Origin of the sequence: Prauserella sediminis (assembly GCF_014195435.1) — a bacterium.
Classification (GTDB): Bacteria; Actinomycetota; Actinomycetes; order Mycobacteriales; family Pseudonocardiaceae; genus Prauserella; species Prauserella salsuginis.
This window is the reverse complement of record NZ_JACIBS010000015.1, coordinates 14,947-37,173: the sequence shown is the minus strand read 5'-3', so window position 1 is coordinate 37,173 and position 22,227 is coordinate 14,947. Positions and strand designations below refer to the sequence as shown.

The window sequence follows — 22,227 nt, the reverse complement described above, 5'->3', positions numbered from 1 at the left end:
CGCCGCGCTGATCAGCAGGATGACGAAGGCGAGTGTGCGTTGCCGGCCGATCCGATCACCGAGGTATCCGCAGACCACGGCTCCGAGTGGTCGGAGAAAGAAGGAGATCGCATATCCGAGGAAAACGAATACGATGGCGTACTCGGAGTCTGGGAAGAACACGACGGCCAACGTTGCCGCCATGAAGCCGAAGATGCCATTGTCGTAGAGTTCGGCGAAGATTCCGATACACGCGGCGGCAGTGGTTTTTCGTGCCCGCTTCGTGTCGACGGGAGGTGGGCCTTCGGCGGGGCGGGGCGGGTCTGCTGCGCCGTTTTCGGCACTCGGGTTGAGCTTGGTCATCGGTCCCTCCAGGAACTGTGGACGCCGGTGGGAAGGCTGTACGGCTGTGGTGGGGCGGCTGCTCAGGTGAAGTGGGTAGGGATGGGAAGTGCCTCGAATGCGGCCGCGACGCGGGCGGATAACCGCTGGAGGGCCGCACACCTGTGTTGATGAGCCCGGACCGCCTCGTCGACCGTGGTGTGGACGAATCGGACTGTGTCGCCGGGGCGAACCTGCCCGAGGCGGGCCAGGCCGGTGCGGGTGGCGACAGCGAGGACGGGGTAGCCTGCGGTCACTCCACGGCCGCGGTGCAAGACGAGTAGCTCGCCTCCCGCGGGAACCTCGACGGCGCCGATCGGGACGCCGCGAGAAAGCATTTCGGTGGTGGTTTGCCGTCGTGGCAGTGGTGCGCTGTCAGCAGAAGCCAGGCGGAGCCCGATGTGGTTGCTGGCTTCGCCGACGACGAAATCCTGGGTGAACAGACGCGTTGCCGTGGTACCGAACTCGGTCTGGTCGGGGCCGTCGGTGACAGGGATGCGCGCGGGCGCAGCGTCGGCAGCGCCGTCCGGCCGGGCGCCCATGCGGAACACGGGAGCGCCGAACCAGGGGTTGTCGAAGGCTGGGGTCCGGCCGTGGACCGTGATCTGGTCTCCGACGGTGAGCGAGGTGCCGAACCCCAGGACCGTGTCCGGGGCACAGCTGCCCAACAACGTCAGCGTGTCCACGTGCCCGTGCAGGCCGATGTAGATGCGGAATCCGGCACGGATCCGGCCGATGCGCAGGTCGCGGCCCGCCGGCCACGCGACGGGTTCCCATTGGGGCTGGGGGTGCCCACCGACGGTGACGTCCGCAGTGGCGCCGGTAATGGAGACGAGCAGATCCCGGTCGATCGTCGCGGAGAAGTCCAGACCTGTGACCTCGAGCAGCGGCGCGGTCGCCGCATTGCCGACGAGGATGTTCGCGGCCGCCGCGCTGTACTGGTCGAGGGCGCCTCCGGTCATCTGTCCGATCGACGAGCCGGCAGGCCGGCCAAGGTCGGTGATGGTCGACAGGCCCGGACCACGGACGGTGAGCACGGCGGGTGCGGTCGATGCGGCCACCGGAGGTGCTGTGGCGGCGGGTTCAGGCATGGAGGTGCCTCTCGTACGTGGTCCACTCGTGCGGGTCGATGGCGTGAAAGCGAAAGGCGTCGCCCGGTGCGAACGCGGATACCGGCGAGTGGGTCGGGTCGACGAGGATCCGTGGGGTTTGACCGATGACGCACCAGCCGCCCGGGGCGGGACGGGCGGAGACGACGGCCTGGCGCCCGGCGAGCGCCACCGCGCCGGCCGGTACGTGCGGACGAGGGCTGGCGAGGCGGGGAACCGGCCGGGGCAGATCGGGCCCGTCGAGCATGGGCGCACCGCCGGGCGAGCCGTAGCATCGCATCGTCAGAGGGTGGTCGGTGTGCGCGGCGATGACGGCATCGATGTCGAGATCCTGCGCGGCCGCGACCTTGTCCAAGTCAGGGCCGTATTCCCCGCCGTAGACCACCGGGATGTCGAAGGTCCGGCCATGGTGCGGTCTGTTTGCAGGACAGGCCGCAGCGATCTTGATCATGGCACGGACCTGCTCGTGGCTGGTGACGGCCGAGTCGAACTCGACCAGCACGGCGTCGTAGGTGGCGATGGTGCTGGCGATGGCGCCTTCCGTGACGGCTGGGGCCAGAGCGTCCGTCAGGTCACGGATGCGCTGCCAGGAGCGCTCGCGACCGTGGTCCAGAGCCTGGACGCTCACAGCCGCATCGCCGCAGTCGACGATCCGTAGCTGCTTGAGGTTGCTGGTGCTGGTCACGGCGTGTTCCCTGCCCTCCGGCTCATCTGGCCGAGCGGTACGAACGTGACGCCTGCTGCGGCAAGGGCGTGGCGGATCGACCGGGCGTGTTCCACGGCTTCGGCGTTGTCGCCGTGCAGCAGGATCGTGTCGACAGGGGCGTCGAGCAGCGTGCCGTCGATGGCCTCGACCTGGCCTTCGGTGACGAGCTTGACCGTTCGCCGGCCGACGAGCGCCGGATCGGTGATGACGGCGCCGGGCTCACCGCGCGGGACCAGACCACCGTCGGCTCGGTAGGCGCGGTCGGCCATGCCGACGAGTGCGACATCAAGCCCGGCTTGCCGTGCGGTCTCGGCCAAACATCCCGGCTGAGCAAGGATCGTCAAGCCGGGGTCGAAGTCCCGCGCGGCAGCCACGATCGCCTCGGCGTAATCCTGGCGCGTGCCCGCCAGGTTGCCCAGACGTCCGTGTGGGGCGAGATGTTGAACGCGGACGCCGGCGGCAGTCGTGAACGCGTGGAGCGCGCCGAGTTGGTACAGCGTGTCTGTGTGGACCTCTTCGGCGCTGAGCTCCATCGTCCGACGACCGAACCCGACCAAGTCAGGGAAGCTGGGGTGGGCGCCCACTCCGATCCCGCGGTCGGCGCATGCACGCACCGTCGCCGCCATGGTGCGGGGATCGCCCGCATGGAACCCGCAGGCAACGTTTGCCGAGGTGAGCATGTCGAGCATCTCGGTGTCGCGCCCCATCGTCCATGCGCCGAAGCTCTCGCCGAGGTCGGCGATCAGGTCAATCGTGCGATAGCCGGCGGGCCGATCGAACGTGGCTGCGGTGATCTCTGTCATAAGGCGAGACATTAAGAGCCGGGGGCGGCCGGGTGGTAATATCGAAAAGCTGCGGGGCGATCAATCGTTGCGATTGCCCCTTGGTGACCTGCGATGATCGAGCGTTGGCGGCTTGGTTGTCGGGTCGTGATCGCCCGCAATGGTGCGCAGCGACGAGAGTGGCGGGCTCGACGACGTTGCCCGATCGGCTCACGGAGGTTGGTGATGGACACCCGGCGGCTGCAGACCTTCCTCCGCGTTGTTGACGTCGGGAGCCTGACCCGCGCCAGCAACCTCCTGCATCTGGCGCAGCCGGCGCTGAGTCAGCAGATGAGCTCGTTGGAGGACTACTTCGGCGAGACACTACTGATCCGCAGCGCGCAGGGTGTCGAGCCGACTGCAGCCGGACGCGCGTTGTATCGGCACGCGAGCATCATTCTGCGGCAACTCGAAGCAGCCCGAGCCGAGGTCGCCGACGTCAGTACCGACCTGGTCGGCCGCGTTTTGGTTGGACTCGCGCCGTACAGCAGCGTCTCCGTTCTGGCGTTGCCGTTGCTCGAACTGACTCGGCAGCGCCTTCCGAACGTATTGCTGCACGTCAACGAGAATTTCGGCGGAGTTCTGTCCGAGGCATTGATGACCGGGCGAATGGATATGGCCCTGCTGTACGATTCGGGATCCATGAAAGGCGTCGATTTCGAACCGTTGCTGACCGAACGCCTCAGCGTTGTCGCACAGCCGGAAATGCGGCTTCCCGTGAACACGAAAGGGGAAGTGGATCTCGCCGACGTGTTGGAGTTGCCCTTGCTTCTTCCGGGGCCGACGCACACGATCCGCAAGATCGTCGAGTCGGCTTTTGCCGGATACTCGGCGGAAGTTCCCATCGTCGGCGAGGTCGAGTCGGTGACGTTGCTGTCGCAGGCGGTCCAGGCTGGATTGGGAGCGACGATTCTTCCTGATTCGATAGGCCGCCGCATGCTCGAGACAGCCGAGTTCGAGATTGCGCCGATCTCACCCGAGGTCGAAGTGCACGTCTCGTTGGGTACGGCTAGTAATCAACCACTGTCGCGGCCCGCAGAGGCTGTGCGCTCTCTCGTCCGTGAAGTCGTGGTGGCCAAGGACAGCTGAGCCGCTTGCGGCGGCGGCCGCATGCGCTCCTGCGCGCCGGCAAGCGGACGTGGGAGGGAACGACCCCCTTCGGTTTCCCAACAACGTCGAAGGTGGAGCCTCAGTGGATGTCTGACGGGCGTGACCGCCGCGCCGATCACGCCCTCCGGATCGTGCGCCGGGTGTCGATGCTCTGCGGACCTGCATTCCACGTGTCGGTCCTCGCTCGATGGCGCTCAGGTCGCCAAATGTCTCGGAAGTTGCTGGGTCGGGCTGGGGCGGCTGGCTCGAACCGCCAGACTGTGGGTGCGAGTTTGGGTGCGAAATGGTTCTTCATGGTGCCTCGTTCGCACTCACCGTGACGTCTCGTGCGATTGTTTCCGCTGGTAAGGGTGCTATTCCATGCCCGCCGGATGCCTCATAATCCTTTGGCCGTCGGTTCAAGTCCGACCCGGCCCACTCTTCTGACTCGGTGCGCTCGTCGGACGGGGCCTCGAGACAGGGGAGCTCCTTGACGGTGGCGCTGCACAGGTCGGCGGCGAACAGATGCTGGATCGTGACGGCGCGCTCGACCACGGCCTCGTTGAAGTCACGCCACCCTCCGCAAGTGCGCTCGGAGCGGATTAGCCCCAGGCTCTCGTAGTACCGCAGCGACCGGGAGCTGACACCAGTGGCGACTTCGCAGACCGAGACCTCGCGAGTGAGCCGGGGCACTTGCCCGCTCGGTCCGGATGCTACCGCCGGTCCCTGCGTGGCCCCTCGATCAACTGTGAACCCGTTCCATCCCGCGCTGTCCACGCGGAATTGCACCGACTGCCGCGGGATCGGGGCCGTCGACACGGTGACTTGTCGCGCAGGGCGGTGACCTGATGTGACTCCTGGGGATCACACGAATGGCCCTTTCTGTCAGAATGACATAAAGTTAGCTTGTTGGCGTGGATGACGAATCGTGGTCGCCCCCGCAAGTCTTGGTCGCGGTTGATCTTGTGATCCTGACGTTGCGCGCGGGTGTGCTCCAGGTGTTGATGGTGGAGCGGGGGATCGAGCCGTACCGGGGCGCCTTGGCCTTGCCTGGTGGGTTTCTCTACGACGAGCGGGAGGATTTGCTGGGTGCGGCCCGGCGTGAGTTGCGGGAGGAAGCTGATCTCGAGCCGGAGCGGCTGCATCTGGAGCAGTTCGGCGCGTACGGTGCGCCGGACCGGGATCCGCGGGGCCGGGTCGTCTCGGTGGCGTATCTGGCGATTGCGCCCGGCTTGCCGGAGCCGGTTGCCGGTGGTGACGCCGCTGGCGCGTCGTGGCGGCCGGTGCAGGAGGTCGCCTCCGGTCGTTCATGTCTGGCCTTCGACCACCGGCAGGTCCTCACTGATGGCCTGGAGCTTGCCCGTTCGAAGCTTGAGAGGTCGTCATTGGCGACCACTTTTTGTGGCGAGACGTTCACGATCGCCGAGCTGCAGCGGGTTTATGAGGCGGTCTGGGAAACATCGCTTGATCCGCGGAACTTCTACCGGAAGGTCCAGGGGGCCTCTGGATTCGTCGTTCCGGCTGAATCGGAGCCGAGGCCGACGAAGGGGCGGCCTGCTCGGTTGTTTCGTGCCGGGCCGAGCACGGTGCTGTATCCGGCTATCACGCGTCCTGACACGGCTGAGCAGGAAGACGGTGCATGAACGACAACGTTGCGGTACTGCTGACCGCTTTGAACCTGGAATACGACGCCGTTCGCGCCCATCTGACCGATGTCCAGACACATCGTCACGAACACGGCACGCGATTCGAGATCGGCACGGTTCGCGGGACCAGCTGTCGGGTGGTGTTGGGCCTGGCCGGTATTGGCAATCAGGCGTCGGCCGTACTGGTCGAACGCGCGGTTGCCGAGTTCACACCCATTGCGGTGGTGTTCTCCGGGGTGGCGGGTGCGTTGTGGGACACACCGCTGGGTGACGTCGTCGTTGCCACCCGGGTGTATGGCTACCACGGCGCCACCAGCGAGGACGACGGTCGCAAGGCTCGGCCGCGTGCGTGGGATCTTGCCCATGGGGTCGAGCAAGTGGCTACCCACCTGGCGCGTTCCGGGACCTGGCTCGCCGGCCTGCCCGGGCTGAGTGGCTCACCGAGCGTGCATTTCCGGCCGATTGCGGCCGGTGAGGTCGTGCAGAACTCCAGAGTGTCTGGTGATGCCGCCTGGATTCGTCAGCACTACAACGACGCGTGCGCCGTGGAGATGGAAGGTGCCGGCGTGGCGCAGGCTGGCCATCTCAGCAGCACGCCGGTGGTCGTTGTGCGCGGTCTCAGTGACCGTGCCGACGGAACGAAGGGCACCGGTAACGACCTCAACTGGCAACCGGTGGCCGCGGCGAACGCGGCTTCCTTCGCGGTTCGACTAGCCGCTGAACTTATCGTGGAACAGGAGCATGAAATGAGATCCAGCAGCGACAAGCCGCAACCTGGAGCCGTGACCAACATCGCGCACGGGACGGTCGGTATCCAGGCAGGGCACGTCGAGCACAGCGTGGTCGTCCAGAATGCCGGCGCCGAGACAGCTAGCACAGACCTTGCCGCGCAGCTTGCCGCGATCCGTGCGGAATTGACTGCTGGGCATGCGTCAGGGGCGCTCGACACCGACACGTTTCAGGCGGCGCAAGGGGAGCTCGACGTCGCGGATGAGGCTCTCGCGGCAGAAACACCTGCGAGGAAACGGAAGGCTGTGGTGGCGTTGAAAAAGCTCACCGGACTGGTGGCCGGGGTGACGGATATCGCGGCGAAAGTCACAGCCCTGCTGGTGGCGTTGAACGGACTGTCATGACTGAACCAGGCAGCGCCAACGTCGCCGATTCGGGATCGAATGTCGGCCTGCAAGTCGGGCACATCGAGAACTCGAATGTTCAGCTTGACGTCTCGATCTACGAATCACCGGCGGAACCGTCGCCGCGTGAGCGGTACGAATGTGGTGTGGCGTACTTGAAGGCGGGCGCGCCTCAGACGGCGCTGTCGCATATCGACGATGCGATCAGACTTGGGTACACCAACAGTGAGGCCCATTTCTATCGGATGTTGGCGGTATTAAGTAAGCGCTCCTTGCGTGATCTGTCCGCCGGCGACCGGTCGCGAGTGGACCACGCGCGATCAGTGTTGTCGTCGGATGACGCTGACAAGTGGATGCGCGGTCTCCACGTGATCATCGGCATGCTGGACTGCCTCAAACAGTCCGGTAGTAACTCCAGTCTGATTCTGCAGGAATATGGTGATCTGGCAGAGGATGTACGTGCTTTGATTCGTGAGCACCTCGCGTTGGTGGCTGAGGGACCCGTCAAACAGGCGCTGTGGGCAGAGACCCTGGACGCCGCATACGAAGCGCAGCAGGGGAATCACCGGACGAACCGCGCGTGGATCTACTTCCAGCCGGTGCCAGTGGGCGCTCGCGCGAGACGTCCAGCACCGATCGCAACGACATCCCGGGACTGGCTGCGAGCGACCATCCTTACCGTCGTGATGGCGGTGGGCGTGGGGTGGGTCGGATGGCAGTTGCTGACAGCTGGCGCTGGGTGGTCGGTAGTCGCGCTCATTGTGGCGCTGGCCGGCGGGCTTATCGCTACCCGCACGGGGCTGGACTGGCGTTACCGGCACGAACGAGGCAACGCGATGGAATCGGCGTATCAAGCCGGAGCCCGGGTGAACGTCGTCCCCGTGGGTGGGTTCGCCGAGAAGGTCACCAGCACGTTCGAGCACTACTTCAGGAAGTTCGCTCCAACCGGCTGCGATCCGCAAGCGTGGTCCGGCGAGATGTCGGGAATCCGGTCCATGCTGCGCAACGAGGTTGTCGATATCTACCGCGAGGAGCGAATTTCGCCCGGTCGTGTCAACTGGCTCATCCGTTACCTGATCAAGGACGTAAGTGCCCGTTATCAGGACGGCACACTGTACGAACGCGTCGAACGTTACCGTGTGCCCGAACCGGTCAAGACCGCATGTGTGCTGTCGGCGATCGTCCTGCTTGTTTCCTTGGTTCCGGTGCTGCTGACGGCTATTCAGGCCAATCCGATCACGGCCGTAGCGGTGGTTGTCGTAGTGGCGGTTTCCGGTCGGTATGCCGTACCAGTGTGGTTCTGGATTGTGTTCGAGCGGTGGCGCTACGCTGAGGACGTCGCTGAGTACGAGGACAACCTCGCCGCCCGGAAGCAGGAATACGAGCGCTGGAGCGCATTCCTTCGTGACAACAGGCCTCGTGAGCCTGAGATGGAAGCGTGGCTCAACGCCGACAAGAACATCATTCTCGAACGTGCACTACGACTCTATAAGCTGACCTGGAATGACATCGTGGCCTACACCTTCCTGTCGACACCCAACCGCCCGTGTCAACGAGCGCAGGCCAAAGGTGGCCCGGCGCGGTATTCGAAGTACGAGATCCAGTTGTTCCTCATCACCTGGGACGGGGTGCGGGAATTTACGATCGAACTCGACTTCATCAAGGCCGCTATCCACGGGGAGGAGCGCAAGAACTACCGCTTCGCTGCGATCTCCTCGATCCGGGTGACGAAGACCGGGGCGTTCAGCTACGTCCTCGACCTGACTCTCACCAACGGGCCGACCAGAACCACGTACATCACCGACCCCGATGCGAGTCCCGAAGTTGAAACTTCTACGCCGAAGGGCCCACCAGCCAACGGTTCGACGGCAACGGCTTCAGATTTCGCGCCCGAGTTTACCAACATCGACCTCGATGTTGCTGGCTTCACCCATACTCTCCACGTCCTTGAAGGCATCGCAGCAGAAGGCAGAAACTGGCTCAACCGCGGCATGGACGAAAATACCACGGCGTGACAGCCGTAGCCGACGACTTACGGCAACTGCCAGCGAGTACGTTGCCAGTTGCGGATTGCATCAGTTTATCCGCATTTTCTGACTGTTGGTTCCTCCACAAGAGCGGGAGAATGCACGTGCTAGACGAGAAAGAGGGGTACCTTCATGGGCGGTGTTCCGCTGGCAATTCAGGTCGGTTGATGAGCGTCGAAACCGGGGTTTCCGACGCAGAAGACGTTCCCCCTCGAGGTCGGACATAACCGTCCAGGTCAGGTCAGGTCAGGTCTGGGACCGACCGCGTTTCGTGCTCAGCTGCGCCGAGTTGCTGGAGGCGAGCTACGAGTGCCTCGCGGTCCGCTCTGCCACCGTCGAAGTGGAGCCGGTTCTTACTTGGGGTCGGGTCAGCGACAAGTTGGAAGCCGAGCATTGCCGTGGTGTCGCTCATCACGAAGGCGTCGTAGTCGGCGGCAATCGGGCAGCCCAGCTGGCATCAGGGCCCGCAGCGTCCTGGCCCATCGCAGTGCGACCTCTTGCTCGAGGAGTGCTGTCGCGGCTCTCTGGTCGGAGGCAAACTCGGGGAGTTCTTCCAGCGCTTGCCCCAGTCGGAGGACTTCGCGCGTCGGTGCCCGCGTGCTTGGGTCGTGCACCGACACGATTTTCGGGACACAGGGCTCGACCAGCACGGACGATCACTCCAGCTCGGAGAGCCGAGGCCCCTTGGCCGGCTGCGCGATGATGAGCGGGCCGCGTACCTGCGCGTGATCGATGCCGAGCGCACCGGGCATCGACGCATCGAGCAGGAACGGATCCCGCTCGATCGTGTGCTTGAAGCCGTAGATGCGGTCCGTATGGCCGCTGGGCTCTGACCTGGTATCCGGGTCGGGCGCGGATTGTCCATGGTTCTGTCCATGAACTGGTTCGGAACGGTGCCTCGGGTGCGACGATGCGGCTGACCGTTCGCCGCACTACCTGCGGTTTCTACTCCTGACGGGTGATTTTGCGGGCTCATAATCCTTTGGTCGTCGGTTCAAGTCCGACCCGTCCCAGCCCTGTGACCGGCTTGTTCCCTGTACCGGTGGGCAGGTCAAGATCGCTTGTCCATGGTTTCGTCCGGATTCGAGGCGAGTTAGTACGGTAGTCCCTCTGTCGCGGTGTGCAGTGCGGTGTGCAGGCAGGCTGTGAGTTCTTCGGTTCCGGCGCTGTTGTCGGTGGCGTAGCGCTGGGCGAAGTCCTCGGCCGCAGCGCGTAGAGCGCCGTTCAGGGTCGCTGCGTGGACCTTGATGCGCAGGTTGTCGGAGCTTAGGCCGGAGCGGTCGGCGAGGAGTCGGCAGAGGACCGGAAGCGCGTCGTCGTGTGCCTGCAGCCACACCACCCGCAGGGCCGGCTCGGTGTGGGTCATGCGGATCAGGTTGAGTACAGCGGGTTCGGCCTGGGGCAGCGTGGCGCTTTCGCAGGAGTTGACGAAGAAGCGCAGCAGGCCGACGTTCGGCGGCCAGTCGCGCAGTTGTTCGGTAGCTGCCTCCAGACCTGCGGCCAGTAGTGGGCGTACGCAGCTCTCCTTGGTGGGGAAGTGCCGCCACAGTGTGCGAGTAGAGATGCCCGCCGCATGGGCGATCTGCTCGCCTTTGGTGGTGGCAACGCCCTGCGCGGTGAACAGGTCGACCGCGTGCCGCGCGATCTCCAGTCGCAGAGCGGCTTTCCGCCGGTTGTTGAGCGAGGGCCTGGCGGTCGGCTCGTCGTTCGCATTGCCAGATGTCGCGTTGCCCGCCACTGTTCACTGCTCCTGTGTCGCCGGTCGTCCGAGTATAGGGGCCGGCCCTGGTGACACATGATGTCATCTTGGCACTGAGTGACGTCCGCGTTATGCTCCCGGGGTGACTCGCCAGTAACCGAGGTCATAGCAGGAGTTGACGACGCGTCGCCGGGCATGCGGCCACGAACCGTGCGCCGACCGACGCGACCGGCTTGCGGAAGCGCGCATCGCCGCCGCTTCCACACGAGCAGGCCGGGCGCCGCACGGGTCGCGGTGACCGACAGCGAACCCGATCGGCTTGCGCAGTTCGTCCCATCCAATGACGCAGGGAGTGATCCGCATGTCCCGATCCCGCCTCCGGCGGCACCCGTCATCCGCCGCCTCCGCCCCGCCTGCGCGTACGCGGCCTGATCGCCGCGAGCGCCGCCGCGCTGCTGCTCGCCGGTATCCAGGCAACGCCGGCATCGGCGGACGCCCTTTCGCCCGAGGCGGAGAGCTCGAACTTCTACGATCCACCCGCGAAGCTCCCGGAAACCGACGGCGCCCTGGTGCGCACCGAGCCCTTGCCGCTCGCGGCGAGTCTGCCCAGCATCGACGGGCAGCGGCTGCCCGGTACGGCCACCCGCCTGATGTACAAGACCACCGACTCCACCGGCGAGCCCGCGGCCGTCACGGGCGCCTACATCGACCCCGCGGCGTCGTGGCGCGGCGAAGGACCGCGTCCGCTGGTGGCCGTGGCGCCCGGGACCATGGGCCAGGGAGACCGGTGCTCGGCCTCGAAGGGGCTGGAGCACCCGATCCAACTCAACGGTGACTCGGTGTCGGTCGGCTACGAGGACATCGCGATCTACCGGCTGCTGGCCGCCGGGGTAGGCGTGGTCGTCACCGATTACATCGGGCTCGGTACGACCGACCGGCTGCACACCTACGTCAACCGGGTCGACAGCGGGCACGCCTTGCTCGACGCCGTCCGCGCGGCGCGTGCGCTGCCCGGCGCGTCGATCACCCCCGAGTCGCGCGTCGGTCTCTACGGCTACAGCCAGGGCGGTGGTGCCGGCGCCTCGGCTGTCGAACTGCAGCCCACCTACGCCCCGGACGTCGCACTGGCCGGCGCCTACGTCGGAGCACCGCCCGCCGACCTCACCAAGGTCATCGGTGGCATCGACGGCAGCGCCCTGGCGGGTGCACTCGGTTGGACGCTGAACGGGTTCCTGCAGACGTACCCGGATCTGCGGCCCATCGCCGATGAGTACCTCAACGACGCGGGCAAATCCGCGCTCGAGGATCTGTCCACGAAGTGCGTGGGTGGCGGGATCTTCGGCCACGCCTTCACTCGCAGCAGCGACTGGACGACCACGGGCCAGTCCCTCGGGGAGATCGTGCAAGCGGAACCGCGCTTGCGGGAAGTGCTGGACGAGCAGCGCATCGGCACCGAGAGGCCCGCCACCGCGGTGCGCGTCACGTCCGGGGTGCAGGACGACCTCGTTCCGCACGCACAGACCAGGCAGCTCGCCGCCGACTGGTGCGCCCGGGGTGCCGAGCTCACCTACGCGCCCGTCCACCTCCCGAACCTCGGCGACGGACTGCTGCTCAACCACTTGGCCCCGCTGCTGCTCGACCAGGGCAAGGCGGTGTCGTGGCTGAAGGATCGCCTCACGGGCGAGCCGGCGAGCTCGAACTGCGGCTCGCTGCCCGAACACCCCTGACGCTCTCCCGCCGCCACGTGCCGGGCGCGCGGACGACCGGCTGTCCGTGTCCGCGCGCCCGGACCCGCTCACCATCACGAGGAGTCAGCCCCACATGACTACCACCACGAGGCGGAGTGTGCTCGCAGGAGCCGCCGGCATCACGGCGGCGAGCCTGCTCGGCTCCGGAATCGCCTCGGCGCGGGTGCGGTTCACCCGAGAGGAACACCGCGCCGTCGTCATCGGTTCCGGATTCGGCGGCGGTGTTGCCGCGCTGCGCCTGGCCCAGGCCGGCGTCCCGGTGACCGTGCTCGAACGCGGACGCCGCTGGCCGACCGGTCCCGACGCCGAAACCTTTCCCCGCGTGTCCAATCTGGACAAACGAGCGCTCTGGTACGGCACCGTCCCGGACGCCGCCAGGCCCCTGGCGACGCTGCTCGGCGCCCCACTGAACTTCGAACCCTACGTCGGGCTGCTGGAACCGGTGCTGGGCGAGAACATCCTGAGCATCTGCGCCGCCGGCGTCGGTGGGGGATCACTCGTCTACCAGGGCATGACGCTGCAACCGTCGGAAGCGGTGTTCAACACATGGTTGCCCGAACGGCTCGACTACGGCCGGATGAACGAGATCCACTACCCGCGGGTCGCACGGATGCTCCGGACGGCGACCGCCCCCGACGAGCTGATCGCCTCGCCGAACTACTACGCCGCGAGGGTGTTCGGCGAGCGGGTGAGCCGGGCGGGCTACGACCTCGAGAAGGTCCCGATGCCGATCGACTGGGACTACGCACTGGCCGAGCTCCGCGGTGACATGAAGCCCTCCTACACCAACGGGGATTGCGCGCTCGGGGTGAACAACGGTGGCAAGAACTCGGTCGACGTCACCTACCTCGCGGCGGCCGAGCGGACCGGCAAGGCCACCATCGCCACCCACCACAACGTCACCGGCGTCGCCCGTACGCGGGATGGCCGGTGGGAGGTACACGTCGACCGGACCGATGACAACGGCCGTGTGCTCGAGCAGAAGCTGCTCACCACCAACGCGCTGATCATGGCGGCGGGCAGCACGGGCACCAGCACGCTGCTGGTCCGCGCCCGGGAGACCGGTGCGATCCCCGGTCTGCCCGACGGCCTCGGCGGGGAGTGGGGCACCAACGGCGACCGCATCTACGCCTGGACCGACCTCGAGGAGAACCTGGGCGCGGTCCAGGGCGGACCCGTCGTCTACGGCAGCAAGGAGTGGAACGACCCGGCTACGGCGAACACCGTCATCCAGGCTTCGCTGCCGCCCCTGGGGATCAACACCAGAACGACCATGCTGGTCGGGTTCGGGGTGAGTGCCGACCGCGGGCACTTCGCGTACGACTCGCACACCGACTCGGTGTCCCTGCACTTTCCCCGAGAGGGCGACGCCACCAGCTACCGGCACATCCACCGGCGGGTCTCGGAGATCGCGGCCGGTCTCGGCGCGCTCACCGACACCAACGAGCTGGTCAACAGCACCTGGCACCCACTCGGTGGGGCGCCGATGGGCTCGGTGTGCGATCTGGACGGCAGGGTGCACGACCAGCCGGGCCTGTACGTGCTCGACGGCGCCTTGATCCCCGGTATGACCGGAGCCTGCAACCCGTCGATGACGATCGCCGCGGTCGCCGAGCGCGCGATGGACAACATCGCCGCCCAGGACGTCCAGCAGGTCATTTGACGCGACCGGAGTCCTGGTGTGTGGCTGATTATTGTCGGGTCCAGGCGATGACGGCGTTGAGGATGATCGCTGCGCGGTAGATGGTGGCGTGTTTGTCGTATCGGGTGGCCAGGCCTCGCCACTGTTTGAGATGGCAGTAGCGGCGCTCGATCACGTTGCGGTGCCGGTACTCGGCGGCGTCGAGCCCGACGGGCCGCCCGCCGAGTGATCCGCGGTTCTTGCGGTGCCGTTTCTGATCGTCGGGTTCGGGGATCACGGCGGTGATGCCACGTGAACGCAGGTGAGCCCGGATCGCTCGAGAGGAGTAGGCCTTGTCGGCCCGCACAGCGTCGGGTCGGGTTCGTGGCCGTCCCACCTGCCGGCCGATACGTAGCTGTCGCAACAGCGGCAGCAGCATCGGAGAATCGCCCGCCTGGCCCGCGGTCAGCAACGTGACCAGCGGCAGCCCGCCGCCGTCGACAAGTTGGTGGATCTTCGTCGACAGCCCACCGCGTGAACGGCCGAGCGCGTGATCACGCGGCTCGATGGTCGGCTGCGTGTAATTCGATCCAGCCCCCTGTGCGGCGCGTGACATTCGCCGCGTGCTGATGCGCCCGCGCAATCGTGGAATCGACTGAGACCGACCAATCCACCAACCCGGCCGCGTCCGCCGCAGCGGTCAACTCGGCCAGCACCGCATCCCACGTGCCCTCGGCGGCCAGCCGCCGGTGCCAGGTCCAGACCGTCTGCCATGGCCCGAACACCTCGGGCAGATCCCGCCACGCGATCCCTGTCCGATAGCGGTAAATGATCGCCTCAACCATCGTCCGCGCATCCGAAAACGGCCTACCCCTACGACCCGTCGGACGCGGCAACATGTCCTCGATCAACGACCACTGGGCATCCGAAAGCAGCTGAAACCGCGACATGCCCACACACTCCCACCACACCACCCAAACATTTGTCAGACACGCCCTAGGTGTGTGATTCGGGGAGGTTGGTGATGCGGTTGGCTGGTGGGGCTCCTCGGATGGCGGTGTGGGGTCGGTGGAAGTTGTACCAGTCGAGCCAGTCGTCGAAGGCTTGCTGGCGTTCGTTTTCGGAGTGGTAGGGCTGTTGGTAGGCCCATTCGTCGAGCAGGGTGCGGTGGTAGCGCTCGACTTTTCCGTTCGTTTGTGGGCGCCAGGGGCGGGTGAACCGTCGGGCGATGCTCAGGTCGGCGCAGGCTTGTTGCCAGGTGTTTTTGCGGTAGGACCAGGCGTTGTCGGTGAGCACTCGCTCGATGGTCACGCCGTGGCCGGTGAACCAGGCCTGCGCCCGGTGTAGGAATGCGGCGCAGGTGGCGGCTTTCTCGTCGGCCAGGGCCTCGGTGTAGGCCAGCCGGGAATGGTCATCGAGTGCGGTGTGCAGGCACAGATATCCACCACCACAGGCGCGGGCTTGGTTGCCCCGACCGGCGGCGCGCCCCAGGACGCGGTGACCGCCACCCTCGGGAATCCGACCGAGCTTTTTCACATCGACGTGGACGAGCTCGCCGGGGCGGTGGCGTTCGTAGCGGCGCACCGGTTCGCCGGTGGCCCGGTCGCACGCGGCCAGGCTCGGGCGGTGGTGGCGGCGCAGGACCTGGTGCACGGTCGACGCAGCGACCGGTACCCGGCCGGCGATGCGCAGCGGCCCGATCTTGTGCTCGTCACGAAGCCGCAGGACCTCCTCCTCAACCGCCCGACTCGTGCGTTGCGGACTGTGGCGGGGACGGCTGGAGCGATCGTCCGTAGCCCGCTCACCGCCGTGGCGGTAGCGACCGGCCCAGCGGGCCGCGGTCGTGTGGGCGACCTGGAACCGCTCGGCCGCGCGGCGCACGTTCCAGCCGTCGTCAACAACACACCGGGCCAGCCGCAGCCGCCCGGTCGGAGTCAGCGGAGCGTTACGGTGGACCACCAGAGGGCCTCCTCGGATCGGCGTGTGTTCGTGGTGATCCACACCGAACCCGGAGGCCCTCACCCATATCAAGATCATCAAACCCGTGCCGAGCCGTCACCAACGAGCCCGAACAGCACACCTAGACCGTCGACCGCTCGGCGAGCTGCCAAGGGCCCGCAGGTGCGCTACTGCGTCGGCAGCGCACCTGCTTCCCAGGCGTGGTCGCAGATGGCCCTGATCCGCACGACGGCGTCCATGATGTTCTCGACGGCCTCGTGCACGCCTGGTTCGGACATCTGCCGGATCTCGGCGAGACCACGCTGGATTCCTTCGCTGGCTGCGACGCCGACGTCCACGGCGCCGACACCGAGATGTTTCCGCAACGACTCGACCAGAGCGTTGAGTTCCTCAGAGCCCATCACCGCGTCGGTATCCAACGTGAACGGCAGATTCGGCGTTGCGCCGACGCGGGCGGCGCGCCAGGTGCGTTGACACGCTTATGAACAGAAGTCGGCGTCGACCGACGACTCGAGCGACTGCCCGCATTGCTGGCACCCGAGAGTTACGTCGATCTCGGCCAGTATTTCCGGCACGGCTACCGCTGCGGAACCTTCGGCTCGACGACCTCCACCAGCGTGTTGGCCATCTTGCGCGCCTTGTCGATGTCGGACTGGATGATCAGTACATCGACGCGGGCGGTATCCGTGCCGCCGATGGCGACTGTGCAACCGGTGGGGCTGGGTGACTGCACGTAATCGCGCCCATTCTCGGTCCTGTGCTGCACACCCATACCTCTGTCGGGCATGTCCTGAACGCCAGCGTACTCCCGGATGGCAATGCTAAGGGTCGCACGCGCGATCGAACCGCAACTGTGATCGGGTTCCCACCGGCATGTATCGGCTGTGCCGACTTGCTTCCGCTTTCGCTTCTCGGCTGGGCCGAACTGCGCGGCGTCTGCCTTGGGGTAGAGGCTTCGGACGACGCGGCCGGCCTGCTCGGTCCGCCGGCAGCATCCGGAGTACCGCCCTCGCTGTTGCAACACGAGGTGACGATGGCAGCGATGGCGACGAGCGGCAGAAACGCCATGCGTGTGGGATGCACTGCTGCGCCGGGTCGTCGTACTGGGTGCTCGCCTCGACTTCGCGGCCCACCCCACACCCGAGCCCGACGACACCGGCAGCACAGGTTGGACATCGACAACTGACCGGCTGGCTGATCGGGTCGCCGAAGACATCAGGCGCCGGATCGACGCCGGAGAACGGCCACCCGGGGCGTGCTTGCCGGTGCGATCAGCGCTGTGCGGCGAGTACGTGCACTGCCGAGGCGGTCAAGGACGCGCTGATCACGCCGCTATGCCGCCATGTTCGGCACGTTGGAAACGGACTCCAGAAAATTGAATCAAATTCAAGACATCCCTTGACGGGGCAGGGTGCCGGAACCTAGCTTCAAGTTACTGAATCTGATTCAAGACTTGGAGTGGTGATGGTCGTCAATCGGCGTGGTGAGGCGTCTCGTTCCGCGCTGCTGGCCGCGGGCAAGACCGCGTTCAGCAGCCGTCGGTACGAAGAGGTCTCGATCGTGGACTTGGCGCGCGAGCTCGGCGTGGCGGCCGGCTCGATCAGCTACCACTTCGGTGGCAAGCGGGGCTTCTACTTGGCCGTGCTCGAGGCTGCGGCAGACGAGTTCTGGGGCGATCTGCTGGCGATGCGCGGTCCCGCACTGGACCGGTTGAGTCGCGGTGTCGACAGGTTGCTCGATGAGGCGGTGCAGCAGCCGGCGTCGTTCGAGGCGCTGATCGCTGATGTCGCCGATGCCGAGGTCCGCCAGATTCGTGAGCGGCATCGGGGTCGGCTGGCCGATGCATTGGCCGTCGAGATGACCGGTTCGAGTTCGTCGGCGGTACTGCGCGCGGCGATCAGCGGGTTCCTGTCTTTCGTCGAGGGGTTAGTGTTGCATTGGCTGCACACCGGCGAGATCACTCGTGTCCAGGTCAAGGATCTGATCATGGGCAACTTCTTCGGTGCCGCGATGAGCGCGTTGCGGGTCGACCCCGATATCGAACTTACCCAGCGAGCCACCGATGCCGCGCTCTCGGAGGCGCACGGCTTTGGCCTGTTTGCGGGTTCCCCTGGCGTTTTCCATCGAGCCGAAACACCGGAGTGATCACTGATGTCTGCAATTCTGCCCACCGGTCCTTCGCGTATCGTCGGCACCCCGGTCGCGCGGGCGCTGGCTTGGCTGATCGGGCCGCGGGGATTGCGCGATCAGGCCACTCTGCGCCGCGAGATACAGGGCAAAGTCGTCGTGATCACCGGAGCGTCCTTCGGTCTCGGCGAGGCGACGGCGAAATGGTTTGCCGGTGCCGGTGCACGGGTTGTCCTCGCCGCGCGGTCGGTCGATCGGTTGAGGGAGGTTTCCGACGAGATCGCCGCCGCCGGTGGTGAGGCCTATTCGTATCCGCTCGACCTGACAAGCGAGGATTCGGTGCGCGAATTCGCCGATGCGGTTCTGTGTGACTTCGGTGGCCTCGACGTACTGATTCACAACGCGGGCAAGTCGCTGCGGCGCTCGATCCACCTGTCCTACGACCGGCCCAAGGACATCACCGCCACCACCGGCGCGAACTACCTGGGGCCGATGCGGCTGACCCTGGCACTGCTGCCCGGTATGCGCGAGCGCGGCAGTGGCCATATCGTCAACGTCTCGACGGTCGGCATCATGTTCCCCGTCGCGCCGAAGTGGGGTTTCTACCTGTCGTCGAAGCTGGCCTTCGACTGGTGGATGCGAGCGGTAGGCGCCGAAGCCCGTGCCGACGGCGTCACCTTGACCACCTTCTACGGCGGCCTGCTGCACACCAGGATGAGCGCACCCAGCCGCTGGATGCGGGTGCTGCCGGGGCAGACTTCGCAGGACGCGGCCAAAGTGCTGGCCAAAGCCGTGGTGAACAAGCCGCGCACGATGACCCCGCTCTACGGCTTCCCGTCGGCGATCCTGGTCACGCTGCTGCGGCTGCCGCTCGAAGTGCTGGTGGAACGGATCTTCCGCAATCTCGGTGATACTCAGGCCTCGCTGTCGCGGCTGCGACCCGCCGCCGTTTCGCCACCGGTTGCGTCCGTCGGCGACCAGGCGGAGGTGGCTAGCGGTGCGCGCTGATCTTCGACACGGCCTCCGGCAGTTGGGTTCGGCACTGCCCGCGATCGCGAAGTCGGGAATGCTCGCACCGGTCGGCCCGCGCAAGGCGGCGGCCCTGGCCCGCGGCTTCTACCGATACGGGCCGACCCCGGCGATGTTGCTGGCGGCGACGGCGATCCGCCACCCGGACAAGGTCGCGATCATCGACGACGCCGGGGAGCTGACCTACCGGCAGCTGCAAGGGCGTGCCGAAGCGATCGCGGCCGCGCTGTTCGCGGCCACGGCGACGCCCCCTAGATCCGTGGGCATCCTCTGCCGCAACCATCGCGGGTTCGCCGAGGCGCTGGCCGCGGGCGCACAACTCGGTGCGGAATTGATCTTCATCAACACCGAACTCCCACCGGCGCAGTTGCACGCGATCCTGGCCAGGCACCAGCCCGACGTGCTGATCTACGACGACGAGTACGCTGCCGCCGTCGAGGACGCCTACTATCTGGGGTTGCGGGTGCCGGCCTGGCGTGAACCCAGCGCCGAAACCTCTGCGCTGCCCAGCCTCGACGACCTCGCCGCGCGCAGTGGTCCGGCACCGCCGCGGGTGCGTGGCACGGTCAAGCTGACCTTGCTGACCTCGGGAACCACGGGATTGGCCAAGGGGGTGCCGCGCGCGGTCAAGCCCACTGCGATCGTGCTGTTGGCCGTGACGGCGATGGCGATCGTGCGACTACGCACGACGGACCGGGTCTTGGTCGCACCGCCGATGTTCCACGGTTTCGGACTGCTCGCTCTACTCGGCCCGCTGGCCTTGGGCGCGACCGCGATCTGCCGCCGCCGATTCGACGCGCAGACCGCGCTGGACGATATCGCCCGCTACCGGGTCACGGTGGTGATGGCCGTGCCGGTCATGTTGCAGCGAATGTTGGCCGTGCCCGGTCTAACCGACAACGCGTCGGCGCGTTCAGCGCTGCGGATCATGGTCACCGGCGCCGCACCGATCGCACCGGCAACGGTGTCGGCGCTGATCGACGAATTCGGGCCGATTCTGGTCAACGGCTACGGCTCGACCGAGGCCGGTCTCGTCACTATCGCCACGCCCCAGGACCTCCTCGCCGCACCCGACACGATCGGCCGGACCTTGCTCGGGGTGTCGGTGCGAATCCTGCGCGCAGACCGAACCGAGGCAGCCACCGGCGAGATCGGTGAGATCTTCGTCCGCAGTGGACTGGAGTACGCCGGCTACACCCCCGACGCCGCCGCAACGGTGTCGTCAAAGGAGATCCTCGACGGCCACGTCAGCACCGGGGACCTGGGGCACTTCGACGCCGAAGGCCATCTGTTCATCGATGGTCGTGCCGACGACATGATCGTCTCCGGCGGAGAGAACGTCTTCCCCGGCGAGGTCGAATACCGTCTCATCGCGCACCCCGATATCACGGACGCCGTCGTGATCGGCGTCGCGGACGCCGAGTTCGGTCAGGTCCTCAACGCGTTCATCGTGCTCGGTTCCGGGGCCGCGACCCCGGCCGATGACGCCCTCAAGCAGCATGTGCGCCAAGGGCTCGAACGCTACAAGGTTCCCAAACGGTTCATCGTGGTCGACGAGATTCCGCGCAACGCAAGCGGCAAGGTTCTGCGGGCGAAACTGCACGCCCCGACCACGTCCTGATCGAGCACTTCGGAAAGGCCGGGCCATGACTGCGAAGCCATATCGCGAGCCCTCGATCATCATCATCGGTGCCGGCGTCGCCGGAATCGCCGCCGCGGTGACCTTCAAGAAGGCCGGGTTCGAGGATTTCGTTATCCTGGAGAAAGGCTCTGACGTCGGTGGGGTGTGGTTCTGGAATCGCTATCCGGGACTGACTTGCGATGTGCCCTCGCAGGTGTACCAGTTCGGGTTCGCCCCGAAGGCGGACTGGAGCCGGATCTGGGCCACCGGAGCCGAAATCCAGCGTTATCACGCCGACGTTGTCGAGAAGTTCGGGTTACGCGAGCACTTGCGCCTGGACAGCGAGGTCACCGACGCGGTATTCGACGGGAACCGCTGGGACGTCACCGTCGCCGATGGCACCCGACACCGCGCGGACTTCGTCATCGCCGCGACCGGCGTACTGCACCATCCGTTCACCCCCGACATCCCGGGGCTGGACGAATTTGCCGGCGCCACGGTTCACACCGCGCGCTGGAACGACTCGATTGTCACCGAGGGCAAGCGGATCGCGGTGATCGGCTCCGGCTCGACCGGCGTGCAGATCGTGTCGGCACTACAGCCGGACGCGGCGACACTGACCCAGTTCGCCCGCACTCCGCAGTGGGTGCTGTGGGCGCCGATGGGATTGCGACAGTCCTCGCTGGTGACCAAGGTGCTCTTGGCGTGCCCGGCTCTGCGCGATCGGGTCTACGGCCTGTCGCTGTGGGCGTCGGGGATTCTCGCCGACGTCGTCCTGCGTCCGACCTGGCGGCGCGGACTGGTCCAGCGATTCGCGCGCTGGTCGTTGCGCGCGCAGGTCCGCGACCGGAAGCTGCGCGAAACACTGACCCCCGACTATCAGCCACTGTGCAAGCGGCAGGTCATCTCGGGCACCTACTACCAGGCCATCCAGGCAGCCAACGCGGAACTGGTCACCGAAGGGATCACCGAGATCACCCCGGCCGGTATCCGCACCGTCGACGGGCGTGAGCACGAGATCGACCTGATCGTCTTCGCGACCGGGTTCCACCCGCACAACTACATGCGCCCGATGAACCTACGTGGCCGCGACGGGCTCACCATCGATCAGGCGTGGGAGAAAGGCCCACGCGCCTACCGCATGTCCGCGATCCCCGGTTTCCCGAACCTGTTCACGGTGCTCGGGCCGAATTCGCCGACCGGGTCGATCTCGCTGCAGTACTCCGCCGAACTCACCTCCCGCTACATCACCCGCTGGCTCGAGCGTTTCCGGGCCGGTGAGTTCGACACCGTCGAGGTCACCGAGGATGCCACCACCCGGTTCAACGACGCGGTAGCCGAGGCGATGGGCCCGACCGTGTGGAACACCGGCTGCAACTCCTGGTACTTCACCGAGCAGAACACCATCGACCTGTGGCCCTTCGACCGCAAGACGATGACCGCGATGCTCACCGAACCCGACGACCACGACTTCCTGATCAACCGAAACGCACCCGCGCGCGACTCCGCCGAATCATCGACCCGCTGAATCC

21 protein-coding genes and 1 pseudogene are annotated in these 22,227 nt (G+C 66.3%); 11 read left to right on the top strand and 11 right to left on the bottom strand.

Features of this window, described 5'->3' with window-relative positions; all coding sequences use genetic code 11:
- The 4 genes and pseudogenes from FB384_RS25955 to FB384_RS25940 form a co-directional block, all read right to left on the bottom strand.
- Positions 1-342, bottom strand: a pseudogene (locus FB384_RS25955) (MFS transporter); the annotation flags it as partial.
- Between the two features lie 62 nt (positions 343-404).
- Positions 405-1,451 carry a 5-oxoprolinase subunit C family protein gene (locus FB384_RS25950; protein WP_183787479.1) on the bottom strand — a complete coding sequence of 349 codons (1,047 nt, stop codon included), beginning with the start codon at positions 1,449-1,451 and terminating at the stop codon, positions 405-407.
- Complete coding sequence (locus FB384_RS25945) at positions 1,444-2,154, bottom strand: 5-oxoprolinase subunit B family protein (protein WP_183787478.1); 711 nt, start codon at positions 2,152-2,154, stop codon at positions 1,444-1,446. Before FB384_RS25945 ends, FB384_RS25950 begins: the two co-directional genes overlap by 8 nt.
- Complete coding sequence (locus FB384_RS25940) at positions 2,151-2,978, bottom strand: LamB/YcsF family protein (protein WP_183787477.1); 828 nt, start codon at positions 2,976-2,978, stop codon at positions 2,151-2,153. Before FB384_RS25940 ends, FB384_RS25945 begins: the two co-directional genes overlap by 4 nt.
- 93 nt (positions 2,979-3,071) lie before the next feature.
- On the opposite strand from FB384_RS25940, the gene FB384_RS25935 reads away from it, so the two are divergent.
- Complete coding sequence (locus tag FB384_RS25935) at positions 3,072-4,085, top strand: LysR substrate-binding domain-containing protein (RefSeq protein ID WP_221213694.1); 1,014 nt, start codon at positions 3,072-3,074, stop codon at positions 4,083-4,085.
- A gap of 312 nt (positions 4,086-4,397) precedes the next feature.
- Here FB384_RS25935 and FB384_RS25930 read toward each other — a convergent pair whose 3' ends face one another.
- Positions 4,398-4,778: a MerR family transcriptional regulator gene (locus tag FB384_RS25930; RefSeq protein WP_183787476.1), complete on the bottom strand. Its 381-nt coding sequence runs from the start codon at positions 4,776-4,778 to the stop codon at positions 4,398-4,400.
- 221 nt (positions 4,779-4,999) lie between these two features.
- Here FB384_RS25930 and FB384_RS25925 point away from each other — a divergent pair, with 221 nt between their 5' ends.
- From FB384_RS25925 to FB384_RS25915, 3 genes are read left to right on the top strand one after another with little or no spacing between them, the layout of a single operon-like run.
- Positions 5,000-5,728: an NUDIX hydrolase gene (locus tag FB384_RS25925; protein ID WP_183787475.1), complete on the top strand. Its 729-nt coding sequence runs from the start codon at positions 5,000-5,002 to the stop codon at positions 5,726-5,728.
- Positions 5,725-6,864, top strand: a complete 1,140-nt coding sequence (locus FB384_RS25920) for a 5'-methylthioadenosine/S-adenosylhomocysteine nucleosidase family protein (RefSeq protein ID WP_183787474.1) — start codon at positions 5,725-5,727, stop codon at positions 6,862-6,864. The genes FB384_RS25925 and FB384_RS25920 overlap by 4 nt, the downstream gene beginning before the upstream one ends.
- A complete protein-coding gene (locus FB384_RS25915) occupies positions 6,861-8,879 on the top strand; it encodes a hypothetical protein (protein ID WP_183787473.1) in 2,019 nt (672 codons plus the stop codon). The genes FB384_RS25920 and FB384_RS25915 overlap by 4 nt, the downstream gene beginning before the upstream one ends.
- Positions 8,880-9,132: 253 nt before the next feature.
- Here the strand turns inward: FB384_RS25915 and FB384_RS27600 are convergent, their stop codons facing one another.
- Complete coding sequence (locus FB384_RS27600; protein ID WP_407676117.1) at positions 9,133-9,330, bottom strand: VOC family protein; 198 nt, start codon at positions 9,328-9,330, stop codon at positions 9,133-9,135.
- 169 nt (positions 9,331-9,499) lie between these two features.
- Here FB384_RS27600 and FB384_RS27595 point away from each other — a divergent pair, with 169 nt between their 5' ends.
- Complete coding sequence (locus tag FB384_RS27595) at positions 9,500-9,724, top strand: Wadjet anti-phage system protein JetD domain-containing protein (protein WP_183787472.1); 225 nt, start codon at positions 9,500-9,502, stop codon at positions 9,722-9,724.
- 260 nt (positions 9,725-9,984) lie between these two features.
- On the opposite strand, the gene FB384_RS25900 is transcribed toward FB384_RS27595, so the two are convergent.
- Positions 9,985-10,629 (bottom strand): TetR/AcrR family transcriptional regulator, encoded by a 645-nt coding sequence (locus tag FB384_RS25900; RefSeq protein WP_183787471.1) that lies wholly within the window; start codon positions 10,627-10,629, stop codon positions 9,985-9,987.
- A gap of 530 nt (positions 10,630-11,159) precedes the next feature.
- Between FB384_RS25900 and FB384_RS25895 the strand changes: the two genes are divergently transcribed.
- Both FB384_RS25895 and FB384_RS25890 read left to right on the top strand, forming a co-directional pair.
- Positions 11,160-12,317 (top strand): lipase family protein, encoded by a 1,158-nt coding sequence (locus FB384_RS25895; protein ID WP_221213692.1) that lies wholly within the window; start codon positions 11,160-11,162, stop codon positions 12,315-12,317.
- Between the two features lie 94 nt (positions 12,318-12,411).
- Positions 12,412-14,001 carry a GMC oxidoreductase gene (locus tag FB384_RS25890; protein ID WP_183787470.1) on the top strand — a complete coding sequence of 530 codons (1,590 nt, stop codon included), beginning with the start codon at positions 12,412-12,414 and terminating at the stop codon, positions 13,999-14,001.
- 28 nt (positions 14,002-14,029) lie between these two features.
- Here the strand turns inward: FB384_RS25890 and FB384_RS25885 are convergent.
- The 4 genes from FB384_RS25885 to FB384_RS25870 form a co-directional block, all read right to left on the bottom strand.
- A protein-coding gene (locus FB384_RS25885) for an IS5 family transposase (protein WP_228726708.1) occupies positions 14,030-14,909 on the bottom strand; the annotation gives its coding sequence in 2 pieces (ribosomal slippage) (positions 14,030-14,570 and positions 14,569-14,909; 882 coding nt in all).
- A gap of 46 nt (positions 14,910-14,955) precedes the next feature.
- Entirely contained in the window at positions 14,956-15,918 is a 963-nt protein-coding gene (locus FB384_RS25880) for an IS481 family transposase (RefSeq protein WP_183787469.1), read from the bottom strand.
- 167 nt (positions 15,919-16,085) lie between these two features.
- A complete protein-coding gene (locus tag FB384_RS25875; RefSeq protein WP_183787468.1) occupies positions 16,086-16,319 on the bottom strand; it encodes a hypothetical protein in 234 nt (77 codons plus the stop codon).
- Between the two features lie 176 nt (positions 16,320-16,495).
- The gene (locus FB384_RS25870) at positions 16,496-16,705 is read right to left on the bottom strand and encodes a hypothetical protein (RefSeq protein ID WP_183787467.1); all 210 of its coding nucleotides are present in this window, start codon (positions 16,703-16,705) and stop codon (positions 16,496-16,498) included.
- Between the two features lie 677 nt (positions 16,706-17,382).
- On the opposite strand from FB384_RS25870, the gene FB384_RS25865 reads away from it, so the two are divergent.
- Genes FB384_RS25865 through FB384_RS25850 form a run of 4 tightly spaced genes read left to right on the top strand, consistent with a single transcriptional unit; the run spans position 17,383 to position 22,223 of the window.
- A complete protein-coding gene (locus FB384_RS25865; protein ID WP_183787482.1) occupies positions 17,383-18,063 on the top strand; it encodes a TetR/AcrR family transcriptional regulator in 681 nt (226 codons plus the stop codon).
- Positions 18,064-18,069: 6 nt separating this feature from the next.
- Entirely contained in the window at positions 18,070-19,053 is a 984-nt protein-coding gene (locus FB384_RS25860; RefSeq protein ID WP_183787466.1) for an SDR family NAD(P)-dependent oxidoreductase, read from the top strand.
- Positions 19,043-20,695, top strand: coding sequence for an AMP-binding protein (locus FB384_RS25855; RefSeq protein WP_183787465.1), 1,653 nt, complete (start codon positions 19,043-19,045; stop codon positions 20,693-20,695). Before FB384_RS25860 ends, FB384_RS25855 begins: the two co-directional genes overlap by 11 nt.
- Before the next feature lie 25 nt (positions 20,696-20,720).
- Positions 20,721-22,223 (top strand): flavin-containing monooxygenase, encoded by a 1,503-nt coding sequence (locus tag FB384_RS25850; RefSeq protein ID WP_183787464.1) that lies wholly within the window; start codon positions 20,721-20,723, stop codon positions 22,221-22,223.
- Positions 22,224-22,227: the final 4 nt, after the last annotated feature.

What these genes read in the sequence shown, in the direction of transcription:
- FB384_RS25920 (WP_183787474.1), top strand. Translation starts at nt 5,725, where the DNA reads ATGAACGACAACGTTGCGGTACTGCTGACCGCTTTGAACCTGGAATAC.
- FB384_RS25935 (WP_221213694.1), top strand. Translation starts at nt 3,072, where the DNA reads ATGATCGAGCGTTGGCGGCTTGGTTGTCGGGTCGTGATCGCCCGCAAT.
- FB384_RS25915 (WP_183787473.1), top strand. Translation starts at nt 6,861, where the DNA reads ATGACTGAACCAGGCAGCGCCAACGTCGCCGATTCGGGATCGAATGTC.
- FB384_RS25890 (WP_183787470.1), top strand. Translation starts at nt 12,412, where the DNA reads ATGACTACCACCACGAGGCGGAGTGTGCTCGCAGGAGCCGCCGGCATC.
- FB384_RS25865 (WP_183787482.1), top strand. Translation starts at nt 17,383, where the DNA reads ATGGTCGTCAATCGGCGTGGTGAGGCGTCTCGTTCCGCGCTGCTGGCC.
- FB384_RS25860 (WP_183787466.1), top strand. Translation starts at nt 18,070, where the DNA reads ATGTCTGCAATTCTGCCCACCGGTCCTTCGCGTATCGTCGGCACCCCG.
- FB384_RS25875 (WP_183787468.1), bottom strand. Translation starts at nt 16,319, where the DNA reads ATGGGCTCTGAGGAACTCAACGCTCTGGTCGAGTCGTTGCGGAAACAT.
- FB384_RS25850 (WP_183787464.1), top strand. Translation starts at nt 20,721, where the DNA reads ATGACTGCGAAGCCATATCGCGAGCCCTCGATCATCATCATCGGTGCC.
- FB384_RS25950 (WP_183787479.1), bottom strand. Translation starts at nt 1,451, where the DNA reads ATGCCTGAACCCGCCGCCACAGCACCTCCGGTGGCCGCATCGACCGCA.
- FB384_RS25940 (WP_183787477.1), bottom strand. Translation starts at nt 2,978, where the DNA reads ATGACAGAGATCACCGCAGCCACGTTCGATCGGCCCGCCGGCTATCGC.
- FB384_RS25870 (WP_183787467.1), bottom strand. Translation starts at nt 16,705, where the DNA reads ATGCCCGACAGAGGTATGGGTGTGCAGCACAGGACCGAGAATGGGCGC.